The organism is Rossellomorea vietnamensis, from assembly GCF_008180615.1.
Taxonomy (GTDB): domain Bacteria; phylum Bacillota; class Bacilli; order Bacillales; family Bacillaceae_B; genus Rossellomorea; species Rossellomorea vietnamensis_D.
Genome location: NZ_VTEH01000005.1, coordinates 184,367 through 209,555, shown reverse-complemented (window position 1 = coordinate 209,555; position 25,189 = coordinate 184,367). Strand labels below are relative to the sequence as shown.

Annotated in this window: 20 protein-coding genes; 4 read left to right on the top strand and 16 right to left on the bottom strand. The window is 43.6% G+C overall.

The features are described 5' to 3' along the window. Window positions 1–139 precede the first annotated feature (139 nt). The 3 genes from FZC79_RS09690 to FZC79_RS09680 all read left to right on the top strand — a co-directional run bounded on the left by FZC79_RS09690 (window position 140) and on the right by FZC79_RS09680 (window position 8,249). Entirely contained in the window at window positions 140–1,435 is a 1,296-nt protein-coding gene (locus FZC79_RS09690; RefSeq protein WP_148946598.1) for a glutamate-1-semialdehyde 2,1-aminomutase, read from the top strand. A 178-nt stretch (window positions 1,436–1,613) separates the two neighbouring features. Then, window positions 1,614–6,125: a glutamate synthase-related protein gene (locus FZC79_RS09685; RefSeq protein ID WP_148946619.1), complete on the top strand. Its 4,512-nt coding sequence runs from the start codon at window positions 1,614–1,616 to the stop codon at window positions 6,123–6,125. Between the two features lie 1,038 nt (window positions 6,126–7,163). Continuing rightward, the gene (locus FZC79_RS09680; RefSeq protein ID WP_148946597.1) at window positions 7,164–8,249 is read left to right on the top strand and encodes an aromatic acid exporter family protein; all 1,086 of its coding nucleotides are present in this window, start codon (window positions 7,164–7,166) and stop codon (window positions 8,247–8,249) included. Window positions 8,250–8,329: 80 nt separating this feature from the next. Here FZC79_RS09680 and FZC79_RS09675 read toward each other — a convergent pair whose 3' ends face one another. The 15 genes from FZC79_RS09675 to fabL all read right to left on the bottom strand — a co-directional run bounded on the left by FZC79_RS09675 (window position 8,330) and on the right by fabL (window position 23,567). Continuing rightward, window positions 8,330–9,244 carry a Nif3-like dinuclear metal center hexameric protein gene (locus FZC79_RS09675; RefSeq protein WP_148946596.1) on the bottom strand — a complete coding sequence of 305 codons (915 nt, stop codon included), beginning with the start codon at window positions 9,242–9,244 and terminating at the stop codon, window positions 8,330–8,332. 40 nt (window positions 9,245–9,284) lie between these two features. Further along, window positions 9,285–9,662, bottom strand: coding sequence for a hypothetical protein (locus FZC79_RS09670; protein WP_148946595.1), 378 nt, complete (start codon window positions 9,660–9,662; stop codon window positions 9,285–9,287). Between the two features lie 34 nt (window positions 9,663–9,696). Further along, window positions 9,697–10,119 carry a FosM family fosfomycin resistance protein gene (gene fosM / locus FZC79_RS09665; RefSeq protein WP_148946594.1) on the bottom strand — a complete coding sequence of 141 codons (423 nt, stop codon included), beginning with the start codon at window positions 10,117–10,119 and terminating at the stop codon, window positions 9,697–9,699. Window positions 10,120–10,248: 129 nt separating this feature from the next. Continuing rightward, the gene (locus tag FZC79_RS09660; protein ID WP_148946593.1) at window positions 10,249–10,998 is read right to left on the bottom strand and encodes a hypothetical protein; all 750 of its coding nucleotides are present in this window, start codon (window positions 10,996–10,998) and stop codon (window positions 10,249–10,251) included. After that, entirely contained in the window at window positions 10,991–11,515 is a 525-nt protein-coding gene (locus FZC79_RS09655; protein WP_148946592.1) for a sigma-70 family RNA polymerase sigma factor, read from the bottom strand. The genes FZC79_RS09660 and FZC79_RS09655 overlap by 8 nt, the downstream gene beginning before the upstream one ends. Window positions 11,516–11,910: 395 nt before the next feature. Continuing rightward, entirely contained in the window at window positions 11,911–12,807 is an 897-nt protein-coding gene (gene nikC / locus FZC79_RS09650; RefSeq protein ID WP_148942275.1) for a nickel transporter permease, read from the bottom strand. Between the two features lie 15 nt (window positions 12,808–12,822). Continuing rightward, a complete protein-coding gene (locus FZC79_RS09645) occupies window positions 12,823–13,827 on the bottom strand; it encodes an ABC transporter permease (RefSeq protein ID WP_148946591.1) in 1,005 nt (334 codons plus the stop codon). A 190-nt stretch (window positions 13,828–14,017) separates the two neighbouring features. Next, window positions 14,018–15,631 (bottom strand): ABC transporter substrate-binding protein, encoded by a 1,614-nt coding sequence (locus tag FZC79_RS09640; RefSeq protein ID WP_148946590.1) that lies wholly within the window; start codon window positions 15,629–15,631, stop codon window positions 14,018–14,020. A 21-nt stretch (window positions 15,632–15,652) separates the two neighbouring features. Then, a complete protein-coding gene (locus tag FZC79_RS09635) occupies window positions 15,653–16,630 on the bottom strand; it encodes an ABC transporter ATP-binding protein (RefSeq protein WP_148946589.1) in 978 nt (325 codons plus the stop codon). Further along, window positions 16,605–17,621 carry an ABC transporter ATP-binding protein gene (locus tag FZC79_RS09630; RefSeq protein WP_148946588.1) on the bottom strand — a complete coding sequence of 339 codons (1,017 nt, stop codon included), beginning with the start codon at window positions 17,619–17,621 and terminating at the stop codon, window positions 16,605–16,607. Before FZC79_RS09630 ends, FZC79_RS09635 begins: the two co-directional genes overlap by 26 nt. A gap of 478 nt (window positions 17,622–18,099) precedes the next feature. Beyond that, a complete protein-coding gene (locus tag FZC79_RS09625; RefSeq protein ID WP_148946587.1) occupies window positions 18,100–19,848 on the bottom strand; it encodes an ABC transporter ATP-binding protein in 1,749 nt (582 codons plus the stop codon). A gap of 114 nt (window positions 19,849–19,962) precedes the next feature. Next, the gene (gene ntdP / locus FZC79_RS09620; protein ID WP_113929686.1) at window positions 19,963–20,493 is read right to left on the bottom strand and encodes a nucleoside tri-diphosphate phosphatase; all 531 of its coding nucleotides are present in this window, start codon (window positions 20,491–20,493) and stop codon (window positions 19,963–19,965) included. A 411-nt stretch (window positions 20,494–20,904) separates the two neighbouring features. Continuing rightward, entirely contained in the window at window positions 20,905–21,156 is a 252-nt protein-coding gene (locus tag FZC79_RS09615) for a YgaB family protein (protein WP_113929704.1), read from the bottom strand. A 1,395-nt stretch (window positions 21,157–22,551) separates the two neighbouring features. Then, a complete protein-coding gene (locus tag FZC79_RS09610; protein WP_148942269.1) occupies window positions 22,552–22,725 on the bottom strand; it encodes a gamma-type small acid-soluble spore protein in 174 nt (57 codons plus the stop codon). Between the two features lie 92 nt (window positions 22,726–22,817). Further along, window positions 22,818–23,567, bottom strand: a complete 750-nt coding sequence (gene fabL / locus FZC79_RS09605; protein ID WP_148946586.1) for an enoyl-[acyl-carrier-protein] reductase FabL — start codon at window positions 23,565–23,567, stop codon at window positions 22,818–22,820. Window positions 23,568–23,671: 104 nt separating this feature from the next. Between fabL and FZC79_RS09600 the strand changes: the two genes are divergently transcribed. Continuing rightward, window positions 23,672–23,896 (top strand): hypothetical protein, encoded by a 225-nt coding sequence (locus tag FZC79_RS09600; protein ID WP_148946585.1) that lies wholly within the window; start codon window positions 23,672–23,674, stop codon window positions 23,894–23,896. A 157-nt stretch (window positions 23,897–24,053) separates the two neighbouring features. On the opposite strand, the gene mutY is transcribed toward FZC79_RS09600, so the two are convergent. Beyond that, window positions 24,054–25,160, bottom strand: a complete 1,107-nt coding sequence (gene mutY, locus FZC79_RS09595) for an A/G-specific adenine glycosylase (protein ID WP_148946584.1) — start codon at window positions 25,158–25,160, stop codon at window positions 24,054–24,056. Window positions 25,161–25,189 lie beyond the last annotated feature (29 nt).

Genomic DNA, 25,189 nt, shown 5'->3' with positions numbered 1-25,189 from the left:
CACAGTCCACACAGATTCAGAGCGGCAGATGCTTAATCCCCACTATCTTCCTTGATCCATTATGATTCCATTCATTTGCGCATTAATTGACATCATACTAAAATGAGTGAGAGATTCAGAAAAAAGAAGGAGGAATACCATGAACTTCAGTAACTCTGAACGTTTACATAAAAAAGCATTAGAAAGCATCGTGGGCGGGGTGAACAGCCCTTCACGTTCATACAAAGCAGTCGGCGGAGGTTCCCCTGTTGCCATGGAGCGGGCCAACGGAGCTTATTTCTGGGATGTGGATGGCAACAAGTACATCGATTATCTTGCTGCTTACGGTCCCATCATCACTGGCCATGCTCATCCTCATATAACAGAAGCCATAACCAAGGCTGCTGAGAACGGTATTTTATACGGAACACCTACACCTTTCGAAGTGAAGTTTGCCGAAATGCTGAGAGAAGCTATGCCGAACCTGGATAAAGTCAGATTCGTCAATTCTGGAACAGAAGCAGTTATGACGACTATCAGGGTTGCCAGGGCTTACACCGGCAGAGACAAAATCATCAAATTTGCAGGCTGCTACCATGGCCATTCAGACCTTGTCCTTGTGGCAGCAGGTTCCGGGCCGGCAACTTTAGGCACACCAGACTCTGCAGGGGTACCGAAAAGCATCGCCAATGAGGTCATCACCGTTCCTTTTAATGATATTGAGCCATTCAGGGAAGCTATGGAAAAATGGGGAGATCAAATCGCCGGAGTCCTTGTTGAGCCGATTGTCGGCAACTTCGGAATTGTCGAACCAAAAGAAGGATTCCTTCAGCAGGTCAATGACATTTCCCATGAAGCAGGCGCCCTTGTCATTTATGATGAGGTAATTACAGCATTCCGCTTCATGTATGGCGGAGCTCAGGATATGCTTGGCGTCAAACCTGACTTAACGGCAATGGGCAAAATCATCGGCGGCGGCCTTCCAATCGGGGCCTATGGCGGGAAAGCCGAAATCATGGAAAAAGTCGCACCTCTTGGACCGGCTTATCAGGCAGGAACTATGGCCGGAAATCCTGCTTCCATCCTTTCAGGAATCGCCTGCCTCGAAGTACTGAAAGAAGAAGGAGTATATGAGGAACTCGACCGTTTGGGCGCCATTTTAGAAGAAGGCATTCTAAAAGCAGCCCAAAAATATGAGGCACCTATCTCAATCAACCGATTGAAAGGCGCTCTTACCTTATACTTTACAACCGAAAAGGTGGAAAATTACGATCAGGCTGAAGCAACAGATGGAGAAATGTTCTCGAAATTCTTTAACCTCATGCTTCGCCAGGGCATCAACCTTGCACCATCAAAATATGAAGCTTGGTTCATCACAACTGCCCACACCGAGAAAGATATCGAAGAGACCATCGAAGCTGTCGACTATGCATTTCAACAATTACAAAACGCATAAACATTCACATTTATACAAGGGGGGCTTCCTCCTTGTTTTTTTCTATTTCTTTTAATGAAAGCGTTTACAGACGTCTTTTTCTTTTCAGCACTCTCTCTAACCATCCATTATTTTGAATAAAAAATTGAATTCTGAAAATTCTTGTGATATCATTGAATTAGTATTCAGAATATTTTGTATGTATTCTGCATTTTTTACGGAGGTGCTTTTATTGAACGAACTACGACAAAATTGGAGCCCGGAGCTCTTTAGAGACTTTCATCACGGTGCTCATGATGCTTGCGGAATTGTTGCTTCCATTGAAAAAAACAAATTACCCACCAGGGAAAATATTGAACGCTGCATCGATGCTTTGGTTACGATGGATCACCGGGCAGGTTTCATAAACGGCGAAGGAGACGGAGCTGGCATACATATTGATATTCCAAGAGCCGTCTGGTCCGAAAAACTCGAAGCCGCTTCTATCGATCCCTCTTTAGCACTATCACCCCGATTCATTATCGGCCACTTTTTCATTAAAGGAATTCCAGTAAACCAAGGAAAACAGGAAATTGTCGCCAAACTTGAAAAACAAGGATTACAGGTTGTATTAACCACTCTCGATTCAACCAGACCAGAAACACTAGGGCCCATTGCAGCACAAGAAAACCCGCATTTTCTTCAAACGGCACTTCTAGCACCGGAAGAACTGGAAAGAGCTGAAATCTATCAAAGCTTATTTGATCTGCAGAATTCCATTGAAGAAAACAGCGCTGTCCATGCGGCATCCTTAAGCCCTGATCATGTTGTCTACAAAGTTATGGGAGCCGGTGCTTCACTCCGGGAATACTATAAGGATCTGACACACCCGAAAATCGCTTCCACTATGACTCTTGGGCATAACCGCTATTCAACTAACACTCTCTCTAACTTTTTCAGGGTACAGCCGTTCAGCGTCATTGGCCACAACGGTGAAATCAATACCATCAGCAAACTTAGAGCTGAAGCAAAAAAAATTGATGTACCTCTTGTGGAAAACGGCAGTGATTCGCAGGACCTTAATAGAACGATTGAAACCCTTATTGGAAGAGACGGCTACTCCCTTTTTGAAGCCATGGAGTTAGTGTTTCCTCCAATTATTAATGAAATCAAGCAATATCCCGATCATCTTCAGGACCTCTACGCTTATTTAAGAGAAACGTGGGGACATTTTGCTCAAGGTCCTGCCGGTATTGTGTCAAGATTTGGAGAAGAAGCTGTCTTTAGTGTGGATTCATTGGGACTGCGCCCGCTCTGGATGCTGGAAGTGGAAAGCGCATATGTTTTCGCATCTGAGCCGGGCATAATCAATTCTTCGGAATTCACCGCAGATCCAAAGCCACTCTCTCCAGGTGAGAAAATAGGTTTTGCCTGGGATAATGATACAATCAAAAAATATGAATATACCGATTTCCAAAATGAAATCCACAGCCGCTTTGAAACCCGCATCGCTTTTAAGGGATACAAGAGCAGGCTTGAAACACTTAATCTTCCAAAAAATATTATGATGAGTTATCCCACCAGCATTGAAAATGGGCAGTATAATGCATTCGGCTGGGAACGTGAACAGGTTCAGCTGCTGGAGCAGATGGCAGAAAAAGGCGCGGAGCCGATCCGGTCGCTCGGACATGACTCTCCCCTTGCAGCCATCAATCCTAACCGAAAAAACGTGACGGACTTCATAAAGGAAAGCGTTGCTGTTGTTACCAATCCGGCCATCGACAGAGACCGTGAAACAGAGCATTTTTCCACAAGGACAATCATCGGGAAACGACCGCACTACAACAGCAGGACAGAAGAATCCCTTGCCGTTGAATTGCTGACTCCCCTTGTCATTGAAGGCAAAGCCGGCTGGCAGGCTGCAGAAACTTTACAGCAGCCAAGCTATGATGGATTAGTGCATCTGTTCCAATCAGACAATTTATGTCATTTCATCTCGATTACCTTTTCTGAGGAAGAGACGATTCCAGCAGCATTAGAAAGATTGGCAGATGAAGCTGCAGAGGCAGTATCTTCCGGCAAAACACTGCTCGTATTGGATGATGGAGATTCACACCATGATGGCAAGCTGTGGCTCGATCCCCACCTTGCTTTAGCAGCAGTCGACCAGCGCCTGACTAACGACTCTTTAAGGAGAGACTGTTCACTGCTTCTTCGTTCGGCAGCAATCCGCTCCCTTCATGACGTCATAGTTGCTTACGGCTTCGGAGCTGACGCGATCAGCCCTTACTATATGTTCCTGACTGTAATGGAGGAAGAGTCCAACGAGCCAGTGCTGAACTTATACACTTCTTTGCAAAAAGGATTGGAAAAAGTCATCTCCACTATCGGCATTCATGAACTTAGAGGTTACGGAAGACTCTTCTCTTCCATAGGCTTGAGTGAAGAAGTTGCCAGGACACTGGACATCGTCAACTTCTTCGGTGCTGAAGGCCTTGCATTCAATTTCGAGGAAATGAAAAAGGATTCAATCCAAAGAGCAGCAGATTACTTTGATGAAAAACAAAGAATTTCCAAGAGCTTTCATCTGTTCCCTCGTATCTGGAAGGCAATTGGAGATGTGGCCAGAACCGGTGATTATACGGGGTATAGAGAAAAAATTACTGAGCAGGAAGAGACAAAGCCTGTAACAATCAGGCATTTGACTTCACTTAAAAAGTCCGATAACCCAATTGATCCTGAAAAAGTAGATATAAGTGTAGGCAGCCACAGTCTTCCTTTTGCCATTGCCTCCATGTCATTCGGCTCCCAGAACGAAATTGCGTTCAGAGCTTATGCAGAAGCAGCGGACCGCCTCAATATGGTGAGCTTGAATGGAGAAGGCGGAGAGATCAAGGATATGATTGGCAAATATCCAAATTCACGCGGACAGCAAATTGCTTCCGGCCGCTTCGGTGTCAACGCCGAGCTTCTGAACTCTTCCAATCTGCTCGAAATCAAGATTGGCCAAGGAGCTAAACCGGGTGAAGGCGGACACCTTCCAGGTTCAAAAGTCACGGCGAAAATCGCCCAGGCCCGTAATGCAACAATCGGCTCTGACCTGATCTCGCCTTCCAACAACCATGACATTTATTCGATAGAAGACTTGGCTCAAATGATTCATGAACTGAAAACGGCCAATGACCAGGCTAAAGTGGCTGTAAAAGTACCAGTTGTACCTAATATTGGCACCATCGCTGTCGGAATTGCCAAAGCGGGGGCAGATATCGTTACATTGAGCGGTTTTGACGGCGGAACCGGTGCAGCAAGAATTCATGCACTGCAGCACGTCGGACTTCCGGTAGAAATCGGGGTGAAAGCAGCCCACAACGCTTTGCTTGAAGCCGGTTTGAGAGACACTGTCGAAATCTGGGCTGACGGCGGAATCAAAAGCATGCAGGATGTAATGAAGGTGATGCTTCTTGGTGCCAACAGAATCGGATTCGGCACTCTGTCAATGATTGCGATAGGCTGTACAACATGCCGCGGATGTCATCTCGACACTTGCCATGTCGGTATCGCGACACAGATCGAATCGGAAGCACAAGCGAAAGATCATGGTTTACGCCGTTTCGTACCAAGGCAGCTTGACTTGGCTGTCTCCGGACTTACCAACCTGTTCACTGCATTTGGAGAAGAATTGAAATCTCTTGCCGCATCCATCGGTATACAGAACCTTCAGGATGCTGTGGGGCGTTCCGACCTGTTGGAACAAGTCAGAGGAAATGAATCCATGAACCTGTCCACACTTCTTCAGCCGCTTGAAATCGGACAGCTTCATAAAGAAGCAGCCGCTTCTCTTGAACAGCCAAGATTGCTTCAGGCTGTATCAGGTGAATACCTTGACAGCAGTGTGGAAGAACTGCACCTTTCAAGAGAATTCTCAGGCGTAATTTCAAATCAGCGTGTACTGGGCAGCCGAGCTTCCGGACACCGTGTGCGTTCCAAGCTCAAGAACGCCAATTCTGATTTACAGCCGGTCCAGCTTTCTTACAAAGATTGTTCTATCCCAGGAAACGGTCTGGGTGCTTACAATGTTGACGGCATCAATATCACTGTCAGCGGAGGAGCACAGGATGGACTAGGTAAATCAAGCTACGGCGGAAGCATTGTCGTCACGAAAGGCAGAACCAAAAATGATCTATTCTTCAATGGCTCTGCCGGAAAAGGTTTTGGCTATGGAGCTCAGGAAGGTTTATTGATGGTGCAAGGCAATGCAGATGCACGCGCCGGGATAAGACTGTCAGGAGCAGACATGGTCATCGGCGGCCAGGTAACAAAGCCGATACCCGCTCGAGAACACGGAAACCTGGGCGCAAATGCCAACATTAAAGGATTTGCCTTTGAGTACATGACAAATGGACGCGGTCTCGTGCTTGGAGATCCTGGACCATGGATCTGCGCAGGTATGACAGGCGGAGTCGTCTATCTTCGCCACCAGCCTGAGATGGGGCTGACAAAAGAAGCTATTACCAGACGTATTGCCAAAGGTGCCAAAGTTCAGCTTCAGTCGTTGAATGAGCAAGGAGTCGCAGATGTCACTGAACTTCTTTCTAAGTACATTAAAACACTGGAGACCGAACAGCCCCAGGAAGCGGAAGGCTTAAGAAAACTCCTGGAATCACCGGGCAAACATTTCCTTCAAGTCATCCCTTCTAAAGAACAAGCAGATCCATCTGTATCTACAGAGTAAGCAGCGTTTGGCTGTTGGTGATTTGTTAGGAAGCGTGGTGCATCAATAGTGAGAAATCTGTAGATGATGTACCCCGCCGGCGGAGCGAGGTACATCAAATCAGAGATATCCCTGGATCATGTATCTCGCTGGCGGAGCGAGGTACATCAAATAAGAAATATCCTTGGATAATGTACCTCGCTGGCGAAGCGAGGTACATCAAATCAGAAATATTCCTGGATCATGTACCTCGCTGGCGAAGCGAGATACATCAAAACAGAAAAATTCCTGGATCATGTACCTCGCTGGCGGAGCGAGGTACATCAAAACAGAAAAATTCCTGGATCATGTACCTCGCTGGCGGAGCGAGGTACATCAAAACAGAAATATCCTTGGATCATGTATCTCGCTGGCGAAGCGAGATACATCAAAACAGAAATATCCCTGGATCATGTATCTCGCTGGCGGAGCGAGGTACATCAAATCAGAAATATCCTTGGATAATGTATCTCGCTGGCGGAGCGAGGTACATCAAATCAGAAAAATCACAAGATCATGTACCTCGCCGGCGGAGTGAGGTGCATCAAATCAGAAAAATCCAAAGATCGTGTACCTTGCTGGCGAAACGAGGTACATCAAATCAGAAACTTCCCAAGATAATGTACTTCGCCGGTGCTTAACGAAAGACCCTTTGCTGGATATAAGAATATAAAAAAAAGGCTGATGCTGGATGGTTCACTCCCCTGCACAGCCTTTTTACTTATTCCCTGTCTATGAAAAATACACAAATTCCTATTCCCTTTTTTCATCCTTATCAGTACAATAGGGTCTATGTTATTAAAAGAGTAAACACTTTAAAGAGTAAAGAGTCTTCCCTTCTAAGGGCTGAGCTCAGTTAAAAGAGAAAACACCCTAATAGACAAGTATTTATTGCCCTGCAGATAAGAAAAACTGTTTAGCATTCTCTCATTGTGTTAAATCTACTATATAGTCATCTATTTTTAAAAGGTTGCTACAGTGTTACCCACAAAAATAAACACACTGGAAAGGATATAAAAAATGAAGCTAGGTGCCCGTATTTTCAAAACCGGGGTTGCAATTGTACTCGCTTTGCTTGTGGCAGATATGCTTAACTTCCCCAACCCTGTTTTTGCCGGGATTGCGGCGGTGTTTGCTATTCAGCCGACCATTTACCGGTCATACCTCACTATTATTGAACAAATACAAGCGAACTTAATCGGTGCTGCTCTTGCCGTCCTGCTTGTGCTCTTATTTGGCCACAATATACTCGTTGTAGGACTGGCTGCCATTATTGCAATCTTAATTATTTTAAAACTGAAACTTGAAAACACCATCGGACTTGCACTTGTTACTCTGATCGCCATCATGGAAGCACCGCAGGATGATTTCATACAATTCTCGCTTATTCGATTTTCAACTATCATGACAGGGGTATTCGCTTCCTTTGTGGTCAACTTGATTTTTATTCCACCAAAATATGAAACAAAGCTCTACCATAAGATAGAAGACATCACAGAAGAGATTTTAAAATGGATCCGCTTGAGCAACAGGCATTCATCCGACTTCCACCTTTTGAAGAAAGACTTTGAGAAAATTAGAGAACGATTAACCAAGAGTGAACAGCTGTATCTACTATATAAAGAAGAAAGAAACTATCTTAAATCAAGTGATATAGCGAAAAGCCGGAAGCTCGTCATTTACAGGCAAATGATCTCAGCTGCAAGAAGAAGTTTTGAAATCCTTAAACGCCTGAACCGTTATGAAAATGAACTCAATCACCTCCCAGAGAAGCTGAGAGCTTCGATAACAGAACAGCTTGACTGCCTGTTGACATACCACGAGCAGCAGCTGCTCCGGTTTATAGGTAAAATGCACACGATCCAGGATAATGAGCATACCAATACCGTCTGCTTAAACAGACGTGAAATGATGAACCTGTTTATGGACGAAATCAATAAATCTTATAATGAAAGTGACATTAACACTTTCCACATCCTTCATATCTTCTCTGCTATCTTTGAGTATGATGAACAACTGGAACATCTTGATACACTGATTACAAGCTTCCAGTCTTATCATAAGGAAGAGAATGAAGTGACTGTCAGGGAGACTGAGGAGTATTAATAGCATACTTGTGAGTATTCAATACAAACTTAATAGACAGAGAGCTTGGATATTGTTAATCCAAGCTCTCTGTTTTTATATTACAACCACCATCTTTTTTGCGGTAAAAGATAAATATTATCCAATTCAAAGTTCTTCTGGAACCAAGAATACATCAACGTTTTCTTAACTAAATATTCAGAAGCAGAATGAGAAACACCGATTAATGACATTTCTGTGTGATTTGCGTACTTTTTTACTTCCTCAAATCTCTTTCTTCCATAATCATTGTCAATATGGCAGTGAATTTCTCCTGAAATGTATGTATCCACTCCTTTGTCCTCCGCCAGCCTCATCCATTGGGTCTTATCCCCGCAGCCAGCGACAATAGCTACTCTTTCCACTTCGTTTCTCTGTCCCTCAAAATCCACATAAGGTATATTAAAAATACTTTTAAGCTGCTCTATGAAGTCTTCTAATTGTGTTGGTTCAACATCACCTATTATTCCAATGTCGCCATGTTCAGGACTATGTATAAACCGTTCCGTTATTTCCACTTTCAATGCCTCTGCAATCGCTTGGCTGGTTCCTAACGTTTTATGATGATCCATTGGAGCGTGACATGTATATACAGAAAGTCCTTTACTTCTAATTACGTCCATTAAGCTCTCTTCAATAGGTACAAAACCTCTTCCCCAGTCACCATTCGGATCTCCGCACTCCATCAATAAAGGATGATGCATAAACAACAGGTCACCAGCTTCTCCATCTTCAATGAACTTTTCTAAGACTTCATTCGCAGGAAAAACGGCTAAAAAAACATTATTAACTTCCTGGTCCCCTTTTATCATTAATCCATTGAATAACTCGTTGAACTCGGGTTCGAACTTCTCTCTCCAATTCACCCTCCCCTCATACACCTGAGGGATGAACCTGCTAAAAGCAGGGTCTTTCCCAAAGCTTCTAATTTGAAACTCTTCATCCAAACGATCTGCTATATCCTTTAAATTTTCCAAATAACACACTCCTTAGATTGATGTAAAAGTTCTGCCTCTTTTAGTTCAATATCTCTTTCGGAATATCCCATATAAAATAATGCTTTGAATATTGTCTGGTTTCAATTGTGATGGTGTCTCCACCTTTTTCAAATATAAGGCCTGAGCCGATCTGCTCTTTAAATTCCCAGCCCAACGATTCCATGTATTCTATCGCCATCCCCAACGGGTACTTATCCTCAAACTCGGAAATGTATCTTATTCTATTTGTAGTTCTTAGTACTTCATGATACCCATTATTTGATAACTCATATTGTCCAATGGCAGCTAAGTAAGGAACAGGATTGCCTTCTTGAGTCAAAGCACTTCCAAATCTTAAGGTAACAAAGCCAAGAAACAAGAAGAAAATCAAAAACACTGCTATCAATAATTTCTTCAATATTCACCACTCCACAAAATAGTGATTTATTTAACTAATCGTAAAACTCCATATGGGTTTTGTCCTTTTTATAGAAGTTTAGCCTGTCTTGTAAAGCCCCTGTATGAAATTCAAACTTATGCCCATCGGGATCGGTAAAGTAAATAGACTTTTTATCCCTTTCGTCTCTCGGGCGTCCTGGCAAGATGTTTACGTTCAATTCTTTTAATTTTAAGTACATCCTCTCATACTCTGATTCTTCTATTGAAAAGGCTATGTGAGTGTATGATTGGCTGATCTCTTTCCGAGGAATGCCGCTTTCCTCATTCAGGGCAAGCCAGATTCCATTTAAATCAAAGTAGGCCGTGCTTCTCCCCTTCACCAACAACTTTGCATCAAAAACATTTTTATAAAATTTGATAGAACACTCTAAATTAGACACTGAAAACAACAAATGATTAAGTCCTTTTATTGCCATCCTATCACCTCTTATTTGATTTGAACTTATAATGTGAAATTCAACAAAAAAGGCGAGTTATCCTGCTGGATAAACTCACCCTTTTTTATTTCGAGATAAGTGTTCTTCTTTTAATTGAGTAACTGTTTCTTACTGAATGCTCTCGGCAACCTCTATCAACTGCATTTCTTTTTCAGGGGTCAAACCGGTTCTTACCTTATCATTTTTCTCAGTCATATTGATAATAAATTTCCACCCCTCTTTTTCTAAATAAACGGAATAAGAAAGGGTATCAACACCATACAAAACAGCTTTAGTATCGTTAATGATTATTTCCTTATTAATCGCAGTTCCATTCAATGTCTCTGCATCGAATTTGACTTTGGCGTCAGATGCCTTAATTGCGCTTACAGCAAATCTTGGCTCCTCAGATTTTTCATGTATTTCTTGATCGAAACTGTAAGAAATAAACTCTCCTTCTTCATTCAGACCTGCTCTAAACTCATCATTTTCTGAACGAGACTCAATATCCCAAACCTTTGTTGGGAAAGGAATATCCATCTTATATGTTTCCTCCATCTTTACTAGAGAATTAAATACTTCCTCCCTTGTTACTCCTGTTTCTAGGAAACCGTATCCAAAAGAGCTTGATTCTTGTTCACTATATCTATATTGGGATACCTCAAAAATACCTTCCAATCCAGCTTGTATTGAAGGGATAGACAAACCTCCAATTACCACTAGAGAAGCAATTGCCGCTGCGACAATTGGTTTTTTTACACTTTTTCTCTTCATTGGTGTTGACTTATTCAGAGCGTTATCTATAATTTGATCCAGCTTTTCAACAGGGACATTAATTTTCTCCATTTCATTTTTAAAATCAGGAAATGTTTTACTCATTTACACATTCCTCCTCCAATTGGACTCTCAGCAACCCCAATCCACGATGGATATTTGTCTTGACAGTTCCCTCGGGATATTGCAGAATCTCTGCAATCTGCTTGATTGAATAATCTTTGTAATACCGAAGAATCAATACCGTTTTATACCTTTCTTCCATCAGTTTAATAGCTTCCAAAATATCAGTATTTATTTCTGCCTGATATTCCGCTTTTGTGTTGCTTAAAAGAGCCTCTTGTTCCATCGGAATGACCTTTTTCTTTTTCTGAAGCTCCTTAATCGCTGTGTTTATAAGTATTTTAGTAATCCAAGTGTAGAAATATTTGTTTTCCCGAAGCGTATGGATCGAGGATAAAGCCTTACACACTGTTTCCTGAAATACTTCTAATGCCTCATCTTCATTCTTCATATATATATAGGCTATTTTATAGAGCTTTGTCTTCTCTTCTGCTAATAAATCTTGAAATGCCTTTTTATCTCCTTTTTTTGCTTTAGATACTTTGTCGATATAATTCAAGTCTATTTCCCCTCCTTTCTATATATTAGAGCAGGAGCAGTTCAAAAACGTTTCATATTTAATTATTTTAAAGAATTAACAGACTTAATGAAATATAAGAGGATGGTTCGGATAATCCAGGAGGGCTTGACGACCTAAACAACGGGATTCCTGTCCAAAAGGGCACCTAGACCGGTTCTTAACGACTTAAACTATGGAATCCCCTTCAAAAAGGGCACCTAGACTGGCTCTTAACGACCTAAACTACCGGATTCCTTAAAAAATGGGCACCTAGGGGTCCATCTCGACCACTCATAGGAATACACATCCTCAAAATAAAAAAAGAGACCAAATCTATAAGAGTTGGTCTCTCTTGATTATGCGGGATTCAATGCAAAGCAGCTGCTTCAATAATTTTAGTTCTTCATCTTAGGATCCAGCGCATCCCGCAGGCCGTCTCCCATTAGGTTGAACCCTAGTACTGTCAACATAATGGCGAGCCCTGGGAAGATCATAGTCCAAGGAGCGTCAAGCATGTACCTTCTTGCATCTGACAGCATTTTCCCCCACTCGGGATCCGGTGGCTGTGCGCCTAGGCCGAGGAAGCCAAGAGCTGCGGCTTCCAGGATGGCTGTTGCAATTGCCAGGGTTCCTTGAACAATTATCGGCGCCATACTGTTGGGAAGGACGTGGCTGAAAAGGATCCTTTTGTCACTCATCCCAATAGCTTTGGCAGCCATTACGTATTCCTCCTGTTTTACACTCAGCACCCGAGAGCGGATCAACCGGCCAAAGTTCGGTATATTGATGATCGCAATGGCAATGAGGGCATTCCTTAGTGATGGCCCCAATGCTGCGACTACTGCTATAGCAAGAAGGATACTCGGGAAAGCCAGCAGGATATCAAATATCCTCGATATGATGGTATCCACCCATCTTCCATAGTAACCGGCCACAATACCCAATATACTTCCCGCCACGGCTGACCCCACTACAGCGAAGAAACCTACCGTCAGTGAAATCCTTGCACCATGGATGATCCTGGAGAGGATATCACGTCCAAAATCATCCGTCCCAAGCCAATGTTCCGCAGAAGGAGCCTGCAGCCTTTTGGCCATATCCTGCTCATTAATTCCCTGCGGTGCGATAAGAGGACCTGTCACTGCCAGAATAACGAAGAATAGGACTATCAAGGACCCGACAAGGGCTGTTTTATTCTTCCGGAAGCTTTTCCAGGCTTCTTTCCATGGAGAGATTGTCTCTTCTGCCTCTTTATGTTTTATTTCACCTGTGTTAGGTGCCAGTTCTGCCATATCGGACACCTCTCTTTAATTGTATTTGATTCGTGGATCGACTGCTGCGTACAGAAGATCGACAATGAGATTGATTGTTACGAATATAGCGGCCACAACCAGGATTCCTGATTGGATAACCGGGTAATCACGATAGCCGATGGCGTCATAAATATATCTCCCGATTCCCGGCCAGCCGAAGATCGTTTCTGTCAGGATGGCACCGCCTAAGAGAAGGCCCATCTGTAATCCGATAACAGTCAGTACAGGAATGACTGCATTTTTCAGAGAATGCTTATATACCACCAGGAACATCTTTAATCCTTTGGCTCTTGCTGTTCTGATGTAATCGGATTTCATGACTTCAAGCATACTGGAACGTGTCATCCTTGCGATGATTGCCATTGGAATAGTGGCAAGCGCCAAGCCTGGCAGAATCAAATGCCGGATAACCTCTCCGAATTTTTGAAAGTCGCCTTGTATTAGAGTATCAAGGAGATACAAATTGGTAATAGCATTGACCGGGTTTCGGATATTCTCCCGTCCGGTTGTCGGCAGCATGTCAAGCTGAAGGCCGAATATCCATTGGCCCATCAGCCCCAGCCAGAAAATCGGTATAGAAACTCCGACTAAAGCAAGGATCATAGCCGTATAATCAAACCAGGAGTTCTGGAACCAGGCACTGATGATTCCTGCATTCACACCTATAACCACAGCAATAAATATTGCTACGACAGCCAATTCAAAGGTTGCGGCAAGGTATGGCCAAATTTCACTGGAAACGGCTGATTTGGTTCTGATCGATTCTCCAAGGTCTCCTTGGAAAAGGCCGGCTAAATATTGAAAGTATTGAATGTACCAAGGGTTGTCCAATCCAAGCTGGCCTCTTAACGCCGCAACGGCCTCCTTGGTTGCCTGCTGCCCCAAAATTGTTTGTGCCGGATCACCCGGGATGGCCCTAATGATCATAAATACGATAAATGTCATTCCGAGCAGTACAGGAATGAGCTGAAGCAGTCTCCTGATTGTATATTGAAACATCATGTCACCTCTTTTAATTAGGCACTTTTCGTAAACTCTTATTGTGTAATGCCTGGCATCAAACCCACTGCCATGCCATGCCACGCCTCTGGATGGATTCTTATACGTGGAAGGCAGCCTTTTATTCAGCAAAGCTATTCATTATGTACAAAAGGGAGAAATCTAAAGAAATCCCCCCTTTTGTTTTGTTCTATTCGATACTTACACCAGACAATAAGTCAGATCCAGTTGGATGCGGAAGGAAGTTCTTTACTTTCGCACTACCTGCAAGAAGTGGTGTAGAGTGTGCAAGCGGAATCCATGGAGCATCTTCATGGATAATTTCCTGTGCCTGCTTATACAGCTCAGCACGTTTATCTTCATCCACTTCTGTCTGTGCTTCAATCAATAAATCATGAAGCTCATCATTGCTGTAGTAAGCGTAGTTATTGCTTCCGATATTGTCTTTATCAAGAAGAGTATAAAGGAAGTTATCAGCATCTCCGTTATCCCCTGTCCAGCCAAGAAGGAAGGCATCTGCTTCACCTTTACTTGCTTTATCAAGGTATGTCGCCCACTCAAAAGATACGATTTCTGCTTCTACACCAATCTTGGCAAAGTCTGCCTGAATTGCTTCTGCAACTTTTTGGCCGTCCGGCATGTATGGACGAGGAACAGGCATAGCCCAAAGCTCCATTTCGAAACCATCAGGATATCCTGCTTCTGCAAGTAACTCCTTCGCTTTATCAAGGTCGAATTCATACCCTTCAATATCTTCGTTGTAACCATTGATAACCGGCGGCATCGGATTTTTAGCCGGATCAGCTTTACCTTCGAAGAATGCGTCGATGATAGCTTGCTTGTTCACTGCGTGATTCAATGCTTGGCGCACTTTAGGATTGTTGAATGGTTCTCTTGTGTTTGTCAATCCCAGGTATCCAACATTCAAGGAAGGACGCTCATACAATTGCAGGTTTTCATCTGATGTGATTTTTTCAGCATCACTTGGGTTGATGCCGTCTGCCAAGTCAATTTCTCCAGACATCAATGCATTCAAGCGGGCAGAGTTTTCAGGAATGGACTTGAAGATGATTTGATCAAGCTTAGGCAGATCTTCCTGCCAGTAATCTTCATTTTTCTCAAGAACGATTCTGTCATTTTCTTTCCACTCAACAAATTTAAATGGACCGGTACCAGCATCTGTAGGCTGCTTGGCAAATTTGTCACCAAGTTCTTCCACAGCTGTCGGGCTCGCGATTGAGAACATGCTCATCGCAAGGTTTTTCAGGAAAGGTGCTTGAGGACGTTTCAGTTTGAATTCAACTGTACTCTCATCGACAGCGTTAACTTCCTGGATTACATGACCTTCATCCCCTTTAAATCCTCCAAACATAGAGCCGTAATATGGAAATTCATCAGCTGTTCCATTCATCCAGCGTTCGAAGTTGAACACCACCGCATCGGCATTGAAGTCTGTTCCATCCTGGAATTTGACTCCTTCCTGAAGCGTGAATGTGTAAGTCAGGCCATCTTCAGCCACGTCCCATTCTTTCGCAAGACCGGCTTGGATCTCTGTATCCTGTTCTCCGAATTCAACAAGAGTTTCAAAAATGTTCTTAGTAACTTTAAAAGATTCCCCGTCAGTAACAGTGATTGGATCCAATCCAACTGAGTCACCGCCGCGTCCAAAAATCAATGTGTTTGAAGCAGAGTCGCCACCTTCTGACCCCTCGTCACCCCCGCAGCCATAAAGCGCAGTGGAAACTGCCATAAGTAGCACTAATAGTACTGCCCAGCTCTTTCTCTTCAAATAAATCCCCTCCATTATTTTTTATATATGCTTACGTCACTTGCTATCTTCATAGAGATGGCAGGCAACATAATGCCCCGGTAAATGTTCTTTAAATTCTGGTATCTCTCTTTTACAAACATCCATTGCATGTGGACATCTTGTATGAAAAGCACATCCTGCCGGCGGGTTGGAAGGACTCGGTATATCGCCTTGCAGCAGAATCGTATCCCTTTCAAATCCCGGATCAGGAATCGGCACAGCTGACAGCAGCGCCTGGGTGTAAGGATGAAGCGGCTTCTCATAGAGAACCTCGCTTTCACTCAGTTCTGCCATCCTGCCTAAATACATAACTCCGACTCTATCACTTATATGCCTGACAACCCCTAAATCATGTGCGATAAATATATAGGTCAGATCAAATTCCGCTTGAAGCTCCTTCATCAGGTTAAGGACTTGAGCCTGAATCGAAACATCCAGGGCCGATACCGGTTCATCCGCTATGATCAGCTTAGGCTGGGTCATCAGCGCCCTTGCAATGCCGATCCTCTGCCGCTGTCCCCCGCTGAACTGATGAGGGTACCTTTTGGCGTGATAACTGCTTAATCCCACAATCTCCAGTAATTCATGGACCTTCTTCTTCCTCTCTTTAGCCGAACCAATTCCGTGGACAATTAGAGGTTCCTCGAGAATCTTTTCAACTGTATGCCTTGGGTTCAATGATGCGTAAGGGTCCTGGAAGACCATCTGGATATCCCTGCGGATTTTTCTCATTTCCGCTTTTGATAGACTCGTAAGCTCCTTATCTTCAAACGTCACTGTTCCTTCTGAAGGATCAATCAGCCTCATCAGCATTCTTCCAGTAGTCGATTTTCCACAGCCGCTTTCCCCTACGATTCCAAGCGTTTCTCCTTTTTTAACATGAAACGAGACGCCGTCAACTGCTTTTACATGATTGACAGGTCTTCCAAGGATGCCGCCCGTGATGGGAAAGTGCTTCTTGAGCCCCTCAACCTTTAACAGCGGTTCTGTCATGAGCCATCTCCTCCTTGCTGTCATATAAAAAGCAGCGGCTCGTATGGCCGGGTGCCGTCTCATATAAAGCCGGCGTTTCACTCAAGCAGCGGTCGAATGCATACTCACAGCGTGCGGCGAACCTGCAACCATGTTTAATGGATCCTGGTTTAGGGACACTTCCCGGTATAGAGTAAAGCTTCTGCTTCTTATACCGCATGTCCGGTACCGACTGGATCAAGCCCTTCGTATAAGGGTGTTTGGGGTCCTTGAAAATTTCTTCTACAGTGCCTTCTTCGACCACTTTCCCTGAGTACATGACGATCAGACGTTCACAAGTCTCAGCCACGACTCCAAGATCATGGGTGATCAGGATGACCGCTGTATTCATTTCTTTATTAAGCTGTTTCATCAGTTTCAGTATTTGAGCCTGAATCGTTACATCAAGTGCTGTCGTCGGTTCATCGGCTATCAAAACTTGCGGATCACAGGCCATTGCCATGGCAATCATAACCCTCTGCCTCATTCCCCCGGACAGTTGGTGAGGATACTCATTCAATAACTCTTCCGCACGCGGCAGGCCGACCAGCGTCATGATCCGGGCTGCATCCTTCCTGGCCTCAGCCTTGCTGTTCTTCTTATGTATCCGGATCGCTTCGGTAAGCTGATTGCCAATTGTAAAAACCGGATTGAGAGAAGTCATCGGTTCCTGAAAGATCATCGCAATATCATTGCCGCGGATTTCTCTCATTCTTTTTTCCGATGCTTTAACCAAATCCTCCCCTTTAAATAGGATCTTTCCGCCAGTGACTTTTCCCGGCGGGCTGGGCACCAATCCCATTACCGATAGAGAAGTAACACTTTTTCCGCAGCCGGATTCTCCGACTATCCCTAAGATTTCTCCTTCATTCACGTGAAAATCGACATTATCCACTGCTGGAATTTCTCCATCATCTGTAAAAAAAGTCGTCTGAAGCTCTTCCACTTTCAAAATAGGAGTATCGGATCTCATCTCTATAACCCCCTGTCCAATAAAACAATTTAGAATTTTATAATATTTCTGACATATACTTGTAACTTATTATACATAGCCCAAAAAAAGAATCAATAGTAAATATTTATTCATATATATTAATATAATATAAGTGGGTATATTTCCCTAAAACCTATTACCTCCTGTTTGAATGGACTTCTTCAAAATGAACTTCTTTTTCGACATCATTCCCGCTTATAAAACATGAATAGACAAAATTCGCCAAGTGCTGTATGTTTAGACGACAAAAAAGCTGGATCTCTATGGATCCAGCTTTCACATCATCTATAATTTTAGAATCTCTTTACAATTTTGCAGTTTAATTTGGAAGTATAAATTTAGTTCATTCGAATTAATTGTTGAATTTGTCTTAAATCCAGAAAAGTTCACCTGACAGCCGGCATACAAAGCCAACCGAAATAGTACTTGAGAGATTCCACACTGCCGAAATGGAGTGTTATTGATCGAGCTGCTGCACCTGAAACAGCTTATAGTAGTGCCCTTTCCGCTTCATGAGTTCTGAATGAGTACCCATCTCAGCTATCTCACCATACTCAAGGTGAATGATTCTGTCGGCATGAGTGATAGTTGAGAGCCTATGGGCGACAATGAAGGTCGTCCTGTCTTTCGCAAGCTTCTCCATTGCCTCCTGAATGAGATGTTCACTCTCCAAGTCAAGAGCAGAAGTCGCTTCATCCAAAATAAGGATTGGCGGATTTTTTAAGAATACACGCGCTATAGCCACCCTCTGCTTCTGCCCTCCTGAAAGCTTTACTCCCCGTTCACCAACCTTGGTGTCATAGCCTTCTGGAAGGCTGATAATAAAGTCATGTGCATTCGCCGCTTTAGCAGCTGCGATAACTTCTTCATCTGATGCGTCAGGATTTCCAAACAGGATGTTTTCTTTAACAGACTCACTGAATAGAATATTATCTTGAAGAACCATTCCGATGTTTTCACGCAGGCTTTGCACATGATAGTCCTTTATATTTTTTCCATCCAGCTTGATTCGGCCGCGGGTCACATCATAGAAACGCGGGATCAGGCTGACAAGGGAAGATTTCCCTCCGCCGCTCATTCCAACGAGCGCCACCGTTTCTCCAGCAGGTATAGTTAAATCAATGTCCCGGAGGACCTCTTCATCCTTTTCGTTGTACTGAAAGTGGACTTTATCAAAGATAATTTCCCCTTTGACATTTTTACATTCCACCGCACCCGGTTCATCCTGAATATCGTACTTTTCGTCCATGAACTCGAAGACCCTGTCCATTGAGGCGATAGATTGAGTAAGTGTAGTGGAAGAGTTCACAAGCCTTCTGAGCGGATTATAGAGTCTGTCGACATAAGCAATAAACGCTGCCATGACACCTATAGTCAGGTTTTCGTTGATTACTTGCAGCCCTGCATAACCGATAACAATTAACGGAGCGATGTCCGTAATCGTATTAACGACCGCAAATGCCTTGGCATTCCAGCTCGTCTGTTTCAATGCTTTATCCAGGAAGTGGCTGTTGTGGCCCCTGAAATGGTTCTGTTCATGGTCTTCGAGAGCAAAACTTTTGATTACCGACATTCCCTGCACCCTCTCATGGAGATAGCTTTGCACTTCTGCAAGTGCCTGGGAACGGTCTCTGGTAAGCTTTCGCAGATTGCCGAAAAAATACTTCACTGAAACGGCGTAAAATGGAAAAGCGATCAGTGACACCAATGTCAGTCCTACATCATATGTAAACATAATCGCAAGAGCAATGATGATGGTCGCTACATCAAGCCATAAGTTCATCAAACCAGTGATGACAAAATTCTTCGTCTGCTCCACATCATTGATGACTCTGGAAATAATCTCTCCCGCTCTTGTGTTAGAGTAGTATTTAAAACTCAGCTTTTGTGTGTGGCTGAACAGCTTGTCCCGCAGATCGTAGAGGATCTTGCTTCCCGTCCACTGGGCAAAATATTGTCTGTAATATTCAACAGGCGGACGAACAATGATAAAGATGACAACCATGACCCCCATAATCATCAACAGCTGATCCGTTTTTTCTCCAGCAGACATAGAATCGCTTCCGACGATATCATCTATAACATACTGTATTAATATCGGTATGAGTAAAGGTATCGCAAATTTTATGATTCCTATTAGAAGTGTACCGATAATTTGAAATTTATAAGGTTTAACAAATTGCATAAAACGTTTGATGCTATCCATTTATTCATCCTCCTTTCCGTATTTTTCCCTTGTACACAATAAAAAAAACCTGTTGAATCAAGCCCAACAGGTTTACTGCATTATGCAGTCATATAACCGGCCATATACTTTTTCTTATTTCCTGTGATAAAGAAATCTTTCATACCAGACATCAATGAAATCGGGAGCAAAGGGTCCTTTCCGCTGCCTGATCCAGCGGACAAGCTTGTCCACATTTCTTTTTAAAATGTGATCAATGACATCTGGATATCCCATCTGTTTCCTGTGCTGTTCATACTCATCCTCATCAAGCAGAGTATAAGTCATATCCGGGAAAACCTTTATATCCAGATCATAGTCTATATATTTCAACGCTTCATGGTCATAAACAAAAGGTGAACTCAGATTGCAGTAATAATAAATTCCATCTTCACGAATCATGCAAATAATGTTGAACCAAAGCTCTGCATGAAAATAACAGATGGCCGGTTCACGAGTAATCCATGTCCTTCCGTCCGATTCGGTCACCATCGTCCGGTCGTTTCCCCCGATCACAAGATTTCTCGTCCCTTTAAGTACTGTCAGTTCATTCCATACACGATGAATCTTGCCATCATGCTTGTAACTATGTATTTGTATTGGTTGCCCTTCACTGGGAACCGCCATCAGTCTCCCCTGCCTTCCTGCAGAATATTCCGCTAATCTGTTAGGTCTATTTTATTATTATAACGTTTTGAGAATAATTTTAAAACAAAAGAGCCATGTTTTTGCGAAGAGTGTTTTGTTATGGAGATTAAAAACACCTATTAACAGATTGATTTACGAGCTATTTTAACTGGGCTTGGTGGAGAAAAAGACAGGCGGAGGAGGCAGGCTTTTTGATTTTTCCGCATGATTGTTACGTTGTATGCGGGGCTTTTTCTCACACATCGGTTCTCCGGTTTCATGATTCCATGATGTTTGCGCAAAAGTAAAATCGGGCCGCTGAGGTAATGAAAGAATGCTGTTCACCGATTACTCGATTTTCCGCAAAGAAAAAAGCCTCTGCATCACAGTGGCTTTGAAATACTCTTGTTATTAAACCATGACCTTTTCTTCAGAATACATTTGAATCACTTCATTCGTTTGATCCTGAAATTCCTTCTGAATCCCCTTAAGCTCTTCTTTCATTTCCGTGATTTCCTTATGAATTGATTCTAGTTTCGATTGCTGCTGAAGCTCCGCCAGTTCCTTTTCGATTTCCTGGCATCGTTCTATCTCTGATTGGAGAAAAAGAAGTTTATCCATCGTCTTCAGCTGATCGGTAATAAGTTTGTTAAATTGTGACACTTCATGCACCTGCCCTCACAGTAATCTTTCTTAATTAATATTCCCTTCTTATATGTAAATTCCTTTGACTAGTTCTGTCGCTAAAAGAGTTTCTTTGTCGCTTATTAATTGGCCAATCAACTTATGTATGTGGTAATTGTATTGGATACATGTCTCCCCTCTTTTTTGAGCACTCATGTACCCACATGCCCGCTCTGGGTACACGTCTCCCCTTTTTTCACCTCACTCATGTACCCACACGCCCGCTCTGGATACATATCTCCCCTCTTTCACGGCCACTCATGTACCCACATGCCCGCTCTGGATACATATCTCCCCTCTGTTCAACTCACTCATGTACCCACAGTCCGGCTCTGGATACATATCTTCCCTCTTTCTCGTGCACTCATGTACCCACACGCCCGCTCTGGGTACATAGCTCCCCTCTTTCACGAGCACTCATGTATCCACACGCCGGCTCTGGATACATATCTCCCCTCTTTCACGGTCACTCATGTACCCACATGCCGGCTCTGGATACATATCTCCCCTCTTTCAAGGTCACTCATGTACCCACATGCCGGCTCTGGATACATATCTCCCCTCTTTCAAGGTCACTCATGTACCCACACGCCGGCTCTGGATACATATCTCCCCTCTTTCACGAGCACTCATGTACCCACACGCCGGCTCTGGATACATATCTCCCCTCTTTCACGGTCACTCATGTACCCACACGCCCGCTCTGGGTACACGTCTCCCCTTTTTTCACCTCACTCATGTACCCACACGCCCGCTCTGGGTACACGTCTCCCCTTTTTTCACCTCACTCATGTACCCACACGCCCGCTCTGGGTACACGTCTCCCCTTTTTTCACCTCACTCATGTACCCACATGCCCGCTCTGGGTACACGTCTCCCCTTTTTTCACCTCACTCATGTACCCACACGCCCGCTCTGGATACATATCTCCCCTCTTTCACGGTCACTCATGTACCCACACACCCGCTCTGGATACAATAGCTCCCCTCTTTCACGAGCACTTATGTACCCACAAACCAACTCTGGATACATATCTCCCTTCTTTTACGAGCATTCATGTACCCACTCCCCGGCTCTGGATACATATCTCCCCTCTTTTCAACTCACTCATGTACCCACACGCCCACTCTGGATACATATCTCCCCTCTTTCACGGTCACTCATGTACCCACACGCCCGCTCTGGGTACACGCCTCCCCTCTTTCTCGGTCACCCATGTACCCACATGCCGGCTCTGGGTACACATCTCCACTTTTTTCACGAAACCCATGTACCCCAGAAGCTCACAACCAGGCGGTTTCTTAGTTGGAAAACAGTAAACAAGAAAAAGGCACCCTGTTACAAGAACAGGATGCCTTTTTCTTAAGTAAGTTCTTAGTTTTGACCTTTTTTAGCTTGAGATTGAGCATTTTGTTGTCTAACTTGTTGTACGTCTGTCTCAGAAGCAAACTCAGCACCGTATTGGCCAGCTTGTCCTTGAGCTTGAGCGTTTTGTTGTTTAACGTGTTGTACGTTAGTACCTGATTGAGTTTCGTTACGTTTTGCCATTTGTAATCACCTCCACGCTTGTTAATGTAACCAAGCCGGTGAATTACTATTCCAAAAAAATAAGCTTTTTTTTCAGCAGCCCGCTAAAGAGCTTATACTAAAAGAGAACGGCCTCCATCTACAATAATTGTCTGCCCGCGGATCATGGATGCATCCTCTGAAACAAGGAACATTACCGCATTTACAAGATCCTCGATTTCGACCATGCGGCCTGCTGGAGTCTTGGTTCGTGCATCTTCAAGCAGTTCTTCGCGATTAGGGAAATGTGTGAGTGCGTCTGTATCGACTGCACCGCCTGACACTGCATTGACCACGATATTTTCCTTGGAAAGTTCCACTGCCAGGTAGCGCGTCAATGCTTCTACTGCTGCTTTGGACACTCCGACTGTTGTGTAGTTATCCAGATAACGGATGGATCCCAATGAACTAATGCTGACGATTTTGCCTCCTGTTTCCTTGTTCATCAATTTTGCAGCTTCCTGTGCACAGAACAGAAGTGCTTTGCTGTTGATATTCATCGTCCAGTCCCAATGAGACTCTTCAAGCTCCATAGCGGGCCTCAGGACACCTGATGCCGCATTATTGATAAAAACGTCCAGCCTTCCGAATTCTTCATTAATGGTCTCGAACATTGTTTTGATCTTTGCTACATCACCTACATTCGCTCTCACGACCAGTGCTTTTCTTCCAAGCTTCTCAATTTCTTCTGCTGTTTCCAATGCCGCTTTCTTGCTGCGTGCATAGTTGACGACAATATCGTAGCCCGCCCCGGCTAATTTCAGGGCCAGCGCTTTGCCGACACCCCTGCTGCTTCCTGTTACTAGCGCTACTTTATTATTCATGTTTCATATCCCCTTTCTGATAAATTTCATTTTATCCTTAACTGGCATAATCGACAACGTTTACAGAGAAACTATGATGACTGACAATAAGGAGGAAAATCATTATGTATGTTGGCAGAGATATGACAGAGCTCTCTATGATGCCTAAAACCGAGTGGGATAAAAGTGAGCTTGCCTTTTTTCACCATTCCCTTCAGCAGATGGTTCCCTATTTAAACTCGGAAGGACAAACCATTCACAGGGAAATCATAGAAGAAATAGAAAACCGCGGCGGGCTTAATCGTAATGAAGCCGACGCGGCACATGGGACTAAAGTTACTTATGATTAATGTATTTCGGCGGAAGTTATTCATTTATCGACGGCTTAGCTGAGTTTCCCGGCGCTTTTTGGATTTATCAGTGAAACTGACGATTTATCGACTTTCCGACTATTTTCGACACTTCTTACTATCCAATACCAGCTTCAAAAATCAAACTGCTTTGAACTCACTCTTCAAGGCAGTTTTCCTTGTAACTTTTCCAGATTTTCTGATGTGAAACAGGAAAGGCAAACTTACTTAATTCCTCTTCATCAACCACTCTCAATCCATCTGGAATTTCTCCGATGTTCTTTATGACACCAACATAGACATCTATATCCCACACCAGGTGAGAGAATATATGTTGAATTTTAGTGAGAAGGCCATTTTCTATGTTTGCTTCCACACCAAACTCTTCTTTCAGGAAATCTTCGAGCTGTTTCCGCTGTGAGCCGAAGGAATCCACTTCACAGTTCGGGAATTCCCATAAATTAGCCAAGAGGCCTTTTCCAGAGCGTTTATGAATTAAATATTTTCCATCATCATTTTTCAAGACAACCGCTGCCATTTGAAGCTTCTTGACACTTTTCTTTTTTGTTTTGACCGGAAGGGTGTCTTGAACTCCTTCATGGAAGGCGCTGCAATGTTCCCTGACAGGACAAAGCAGGCATTTAGGGGATGTTGGTGTGCAGATGAGAGCTCCGAGCTCCATTAATGCCTGGTTAAAGTAAGAAGGATTTTCATGAGAGATAAGTTTTCGCACTGCCTCTTCAAAGACTTTTCTGGAAGACGGCTTAGCAATATCGTCCCAGATGGTCAAAATCCGCGACAATACCCTCATCACGTTTCCGTCCACTGCAGGCTCGGGCTTTCCGTATGCAATACTTAAGATGGCACCCGCTGTATATGGGCCAACTCCCTTAAGCTTAGAAATTTCCTTCGGTTCTGATGGCACTATGCCTCCATACGAATCCCTTACTTCTTTAACAGCGGATTGAAGGTTTCTTGCGCGGGAATAATAACCAAGCCCTTCCCAGGCTTTCAGCACCTCTTCTTCGTCTGCTGAGGCCAGCGCTTCAATTGTTGGAAATTTGCTGATAAAATTAAGGAAATAAGGAATCACAGTATCTACTCTTGTCTGCTGAAGCATGATTTCAGATACCCATACTTTGTAGGGATCGCGGTTTTCTCTCCAGGGAAGCTGCCTTTGCTCGGCCGTGAACCAGTTCAGCAGGTCTTCCTTAAATGCTTCTATGTCAATTTCTTCTAAACTTGTTAAAGGATTATTCTCCACTTTTGTACCTCCAAGATGTTAAACCTTCC

What these genes read in the sequence shown, in the direction of transcription:
- FZC79_RS09630 (WP_148946588.1), bottom strand. Translation starts at nt 17,621, where the DNA reads ATGAGATCCGATACTCCTATTTTGAAAGTGGAAGAGCTTCAGACGACT.
- FZC79_RS09600 (WP_148946585.1), top strand. Translation starts at nt 23,672, where the DNA reads ATGTATGTTGGCAGAGATATGACAGAGCTCTCTATGATGCCTAAAACC.
- FZC79_RS09640 (WP_148946590.1), bottom strand. Translation starts at nt 15,631, where the DNA reads ATGGAGGGGATTTATTTGAAGAGAAAGAGCTGGGCAGTACTATTAGTG.
- FZC79_RS09645 (WP_148946591.1), bottom strand. Translation starts at nt 13,827, where the DNA reads ATGTTTCAATATACAATCAGGAGACTGCTTCAGCTCATTCCTGTACTG.
- ntdP (WP_113929686.1), bottom strand. Translation starts at nt 20,493, where the DNA reads ATGGCGGTTCCCAGTGAAGGGCAACCAATACAAATACATAGTTACAAG.
- FZC79_RS09685 (WP_148946619.1), top strand. Translation starts at nt 1,614, where the DNA reads ATGTATTCTGCATTTTTTACGGAGGTGCTTTTATTGAACGAACTACGA.
- FZC79_RS09660 (WP_148946593.1), bottom strand. Translation starts at nt 10,998, where the DNA reads ATGAGTAAAACATTTCCTGATTTTAAAAATGAAATGGAGAAAATTAAT.
- FZC79_RS09635 (WP_148946589.1), bottom strand. Translation starts at nt 16,630, where the DNA reads ATGACAGAACCGCTGTTAAAGGTTGAGGGGCTCAAGAAGCACTTTCCC.
- fosM (WP_148946594.1), bottom strand. Translation starts at nt 10,119, where the DNA reads ATGGCAATAAAAGGACTTAATCATTTGTTGTTTTCAGTGTCTAATTTA.
- FZC79_RS09610 (WP_148942269.1), bottom strand. Translation starts at nt 22,725, where the DNA reads ATGGCAAAACGTAACGAAACTCAATCAGGTACTAACGTACAACACGTT.
- nikC (WP_148942275.1), bottom strand. Translation starts at nt 12,807, where the DNA reads ATGGCAGAACTGGCACCTAACACAGGTGAAATAAAACATAAAGAGGCA.
- FZC79_RS09690 (WP_148946598.1), top strand. Translation starts at nt 140, where the DNA reads ATGAACTTCAGTAACTCTGAACGTTTACATAAAAAAGCATTAGAAAGC.
- FZC79_RS09680 (WP_148946597.1), top strand. Translation starts at nt 7,164, where the DNA reads ATGAAGCTAGGTGCCCGTATTTTCAAAACCGGGGTTGCAATTGTACTC.
- fabL (WP_148946586.1), bottom strand. Translation starts at nt 23,567, where the DNA reads ATGAATAATAAAGTAGCGCTAGTAACAGGAAGCAGCAGGGGTGTCGGC.
- FZC79_RS09625 (WP_148946587.1), bottom strand. Translation starts at nt 19,848, where the DNA reads ATGGATAGCATCAAACGTTTTATGCAATTTGTTAAACCTTATAAATTT.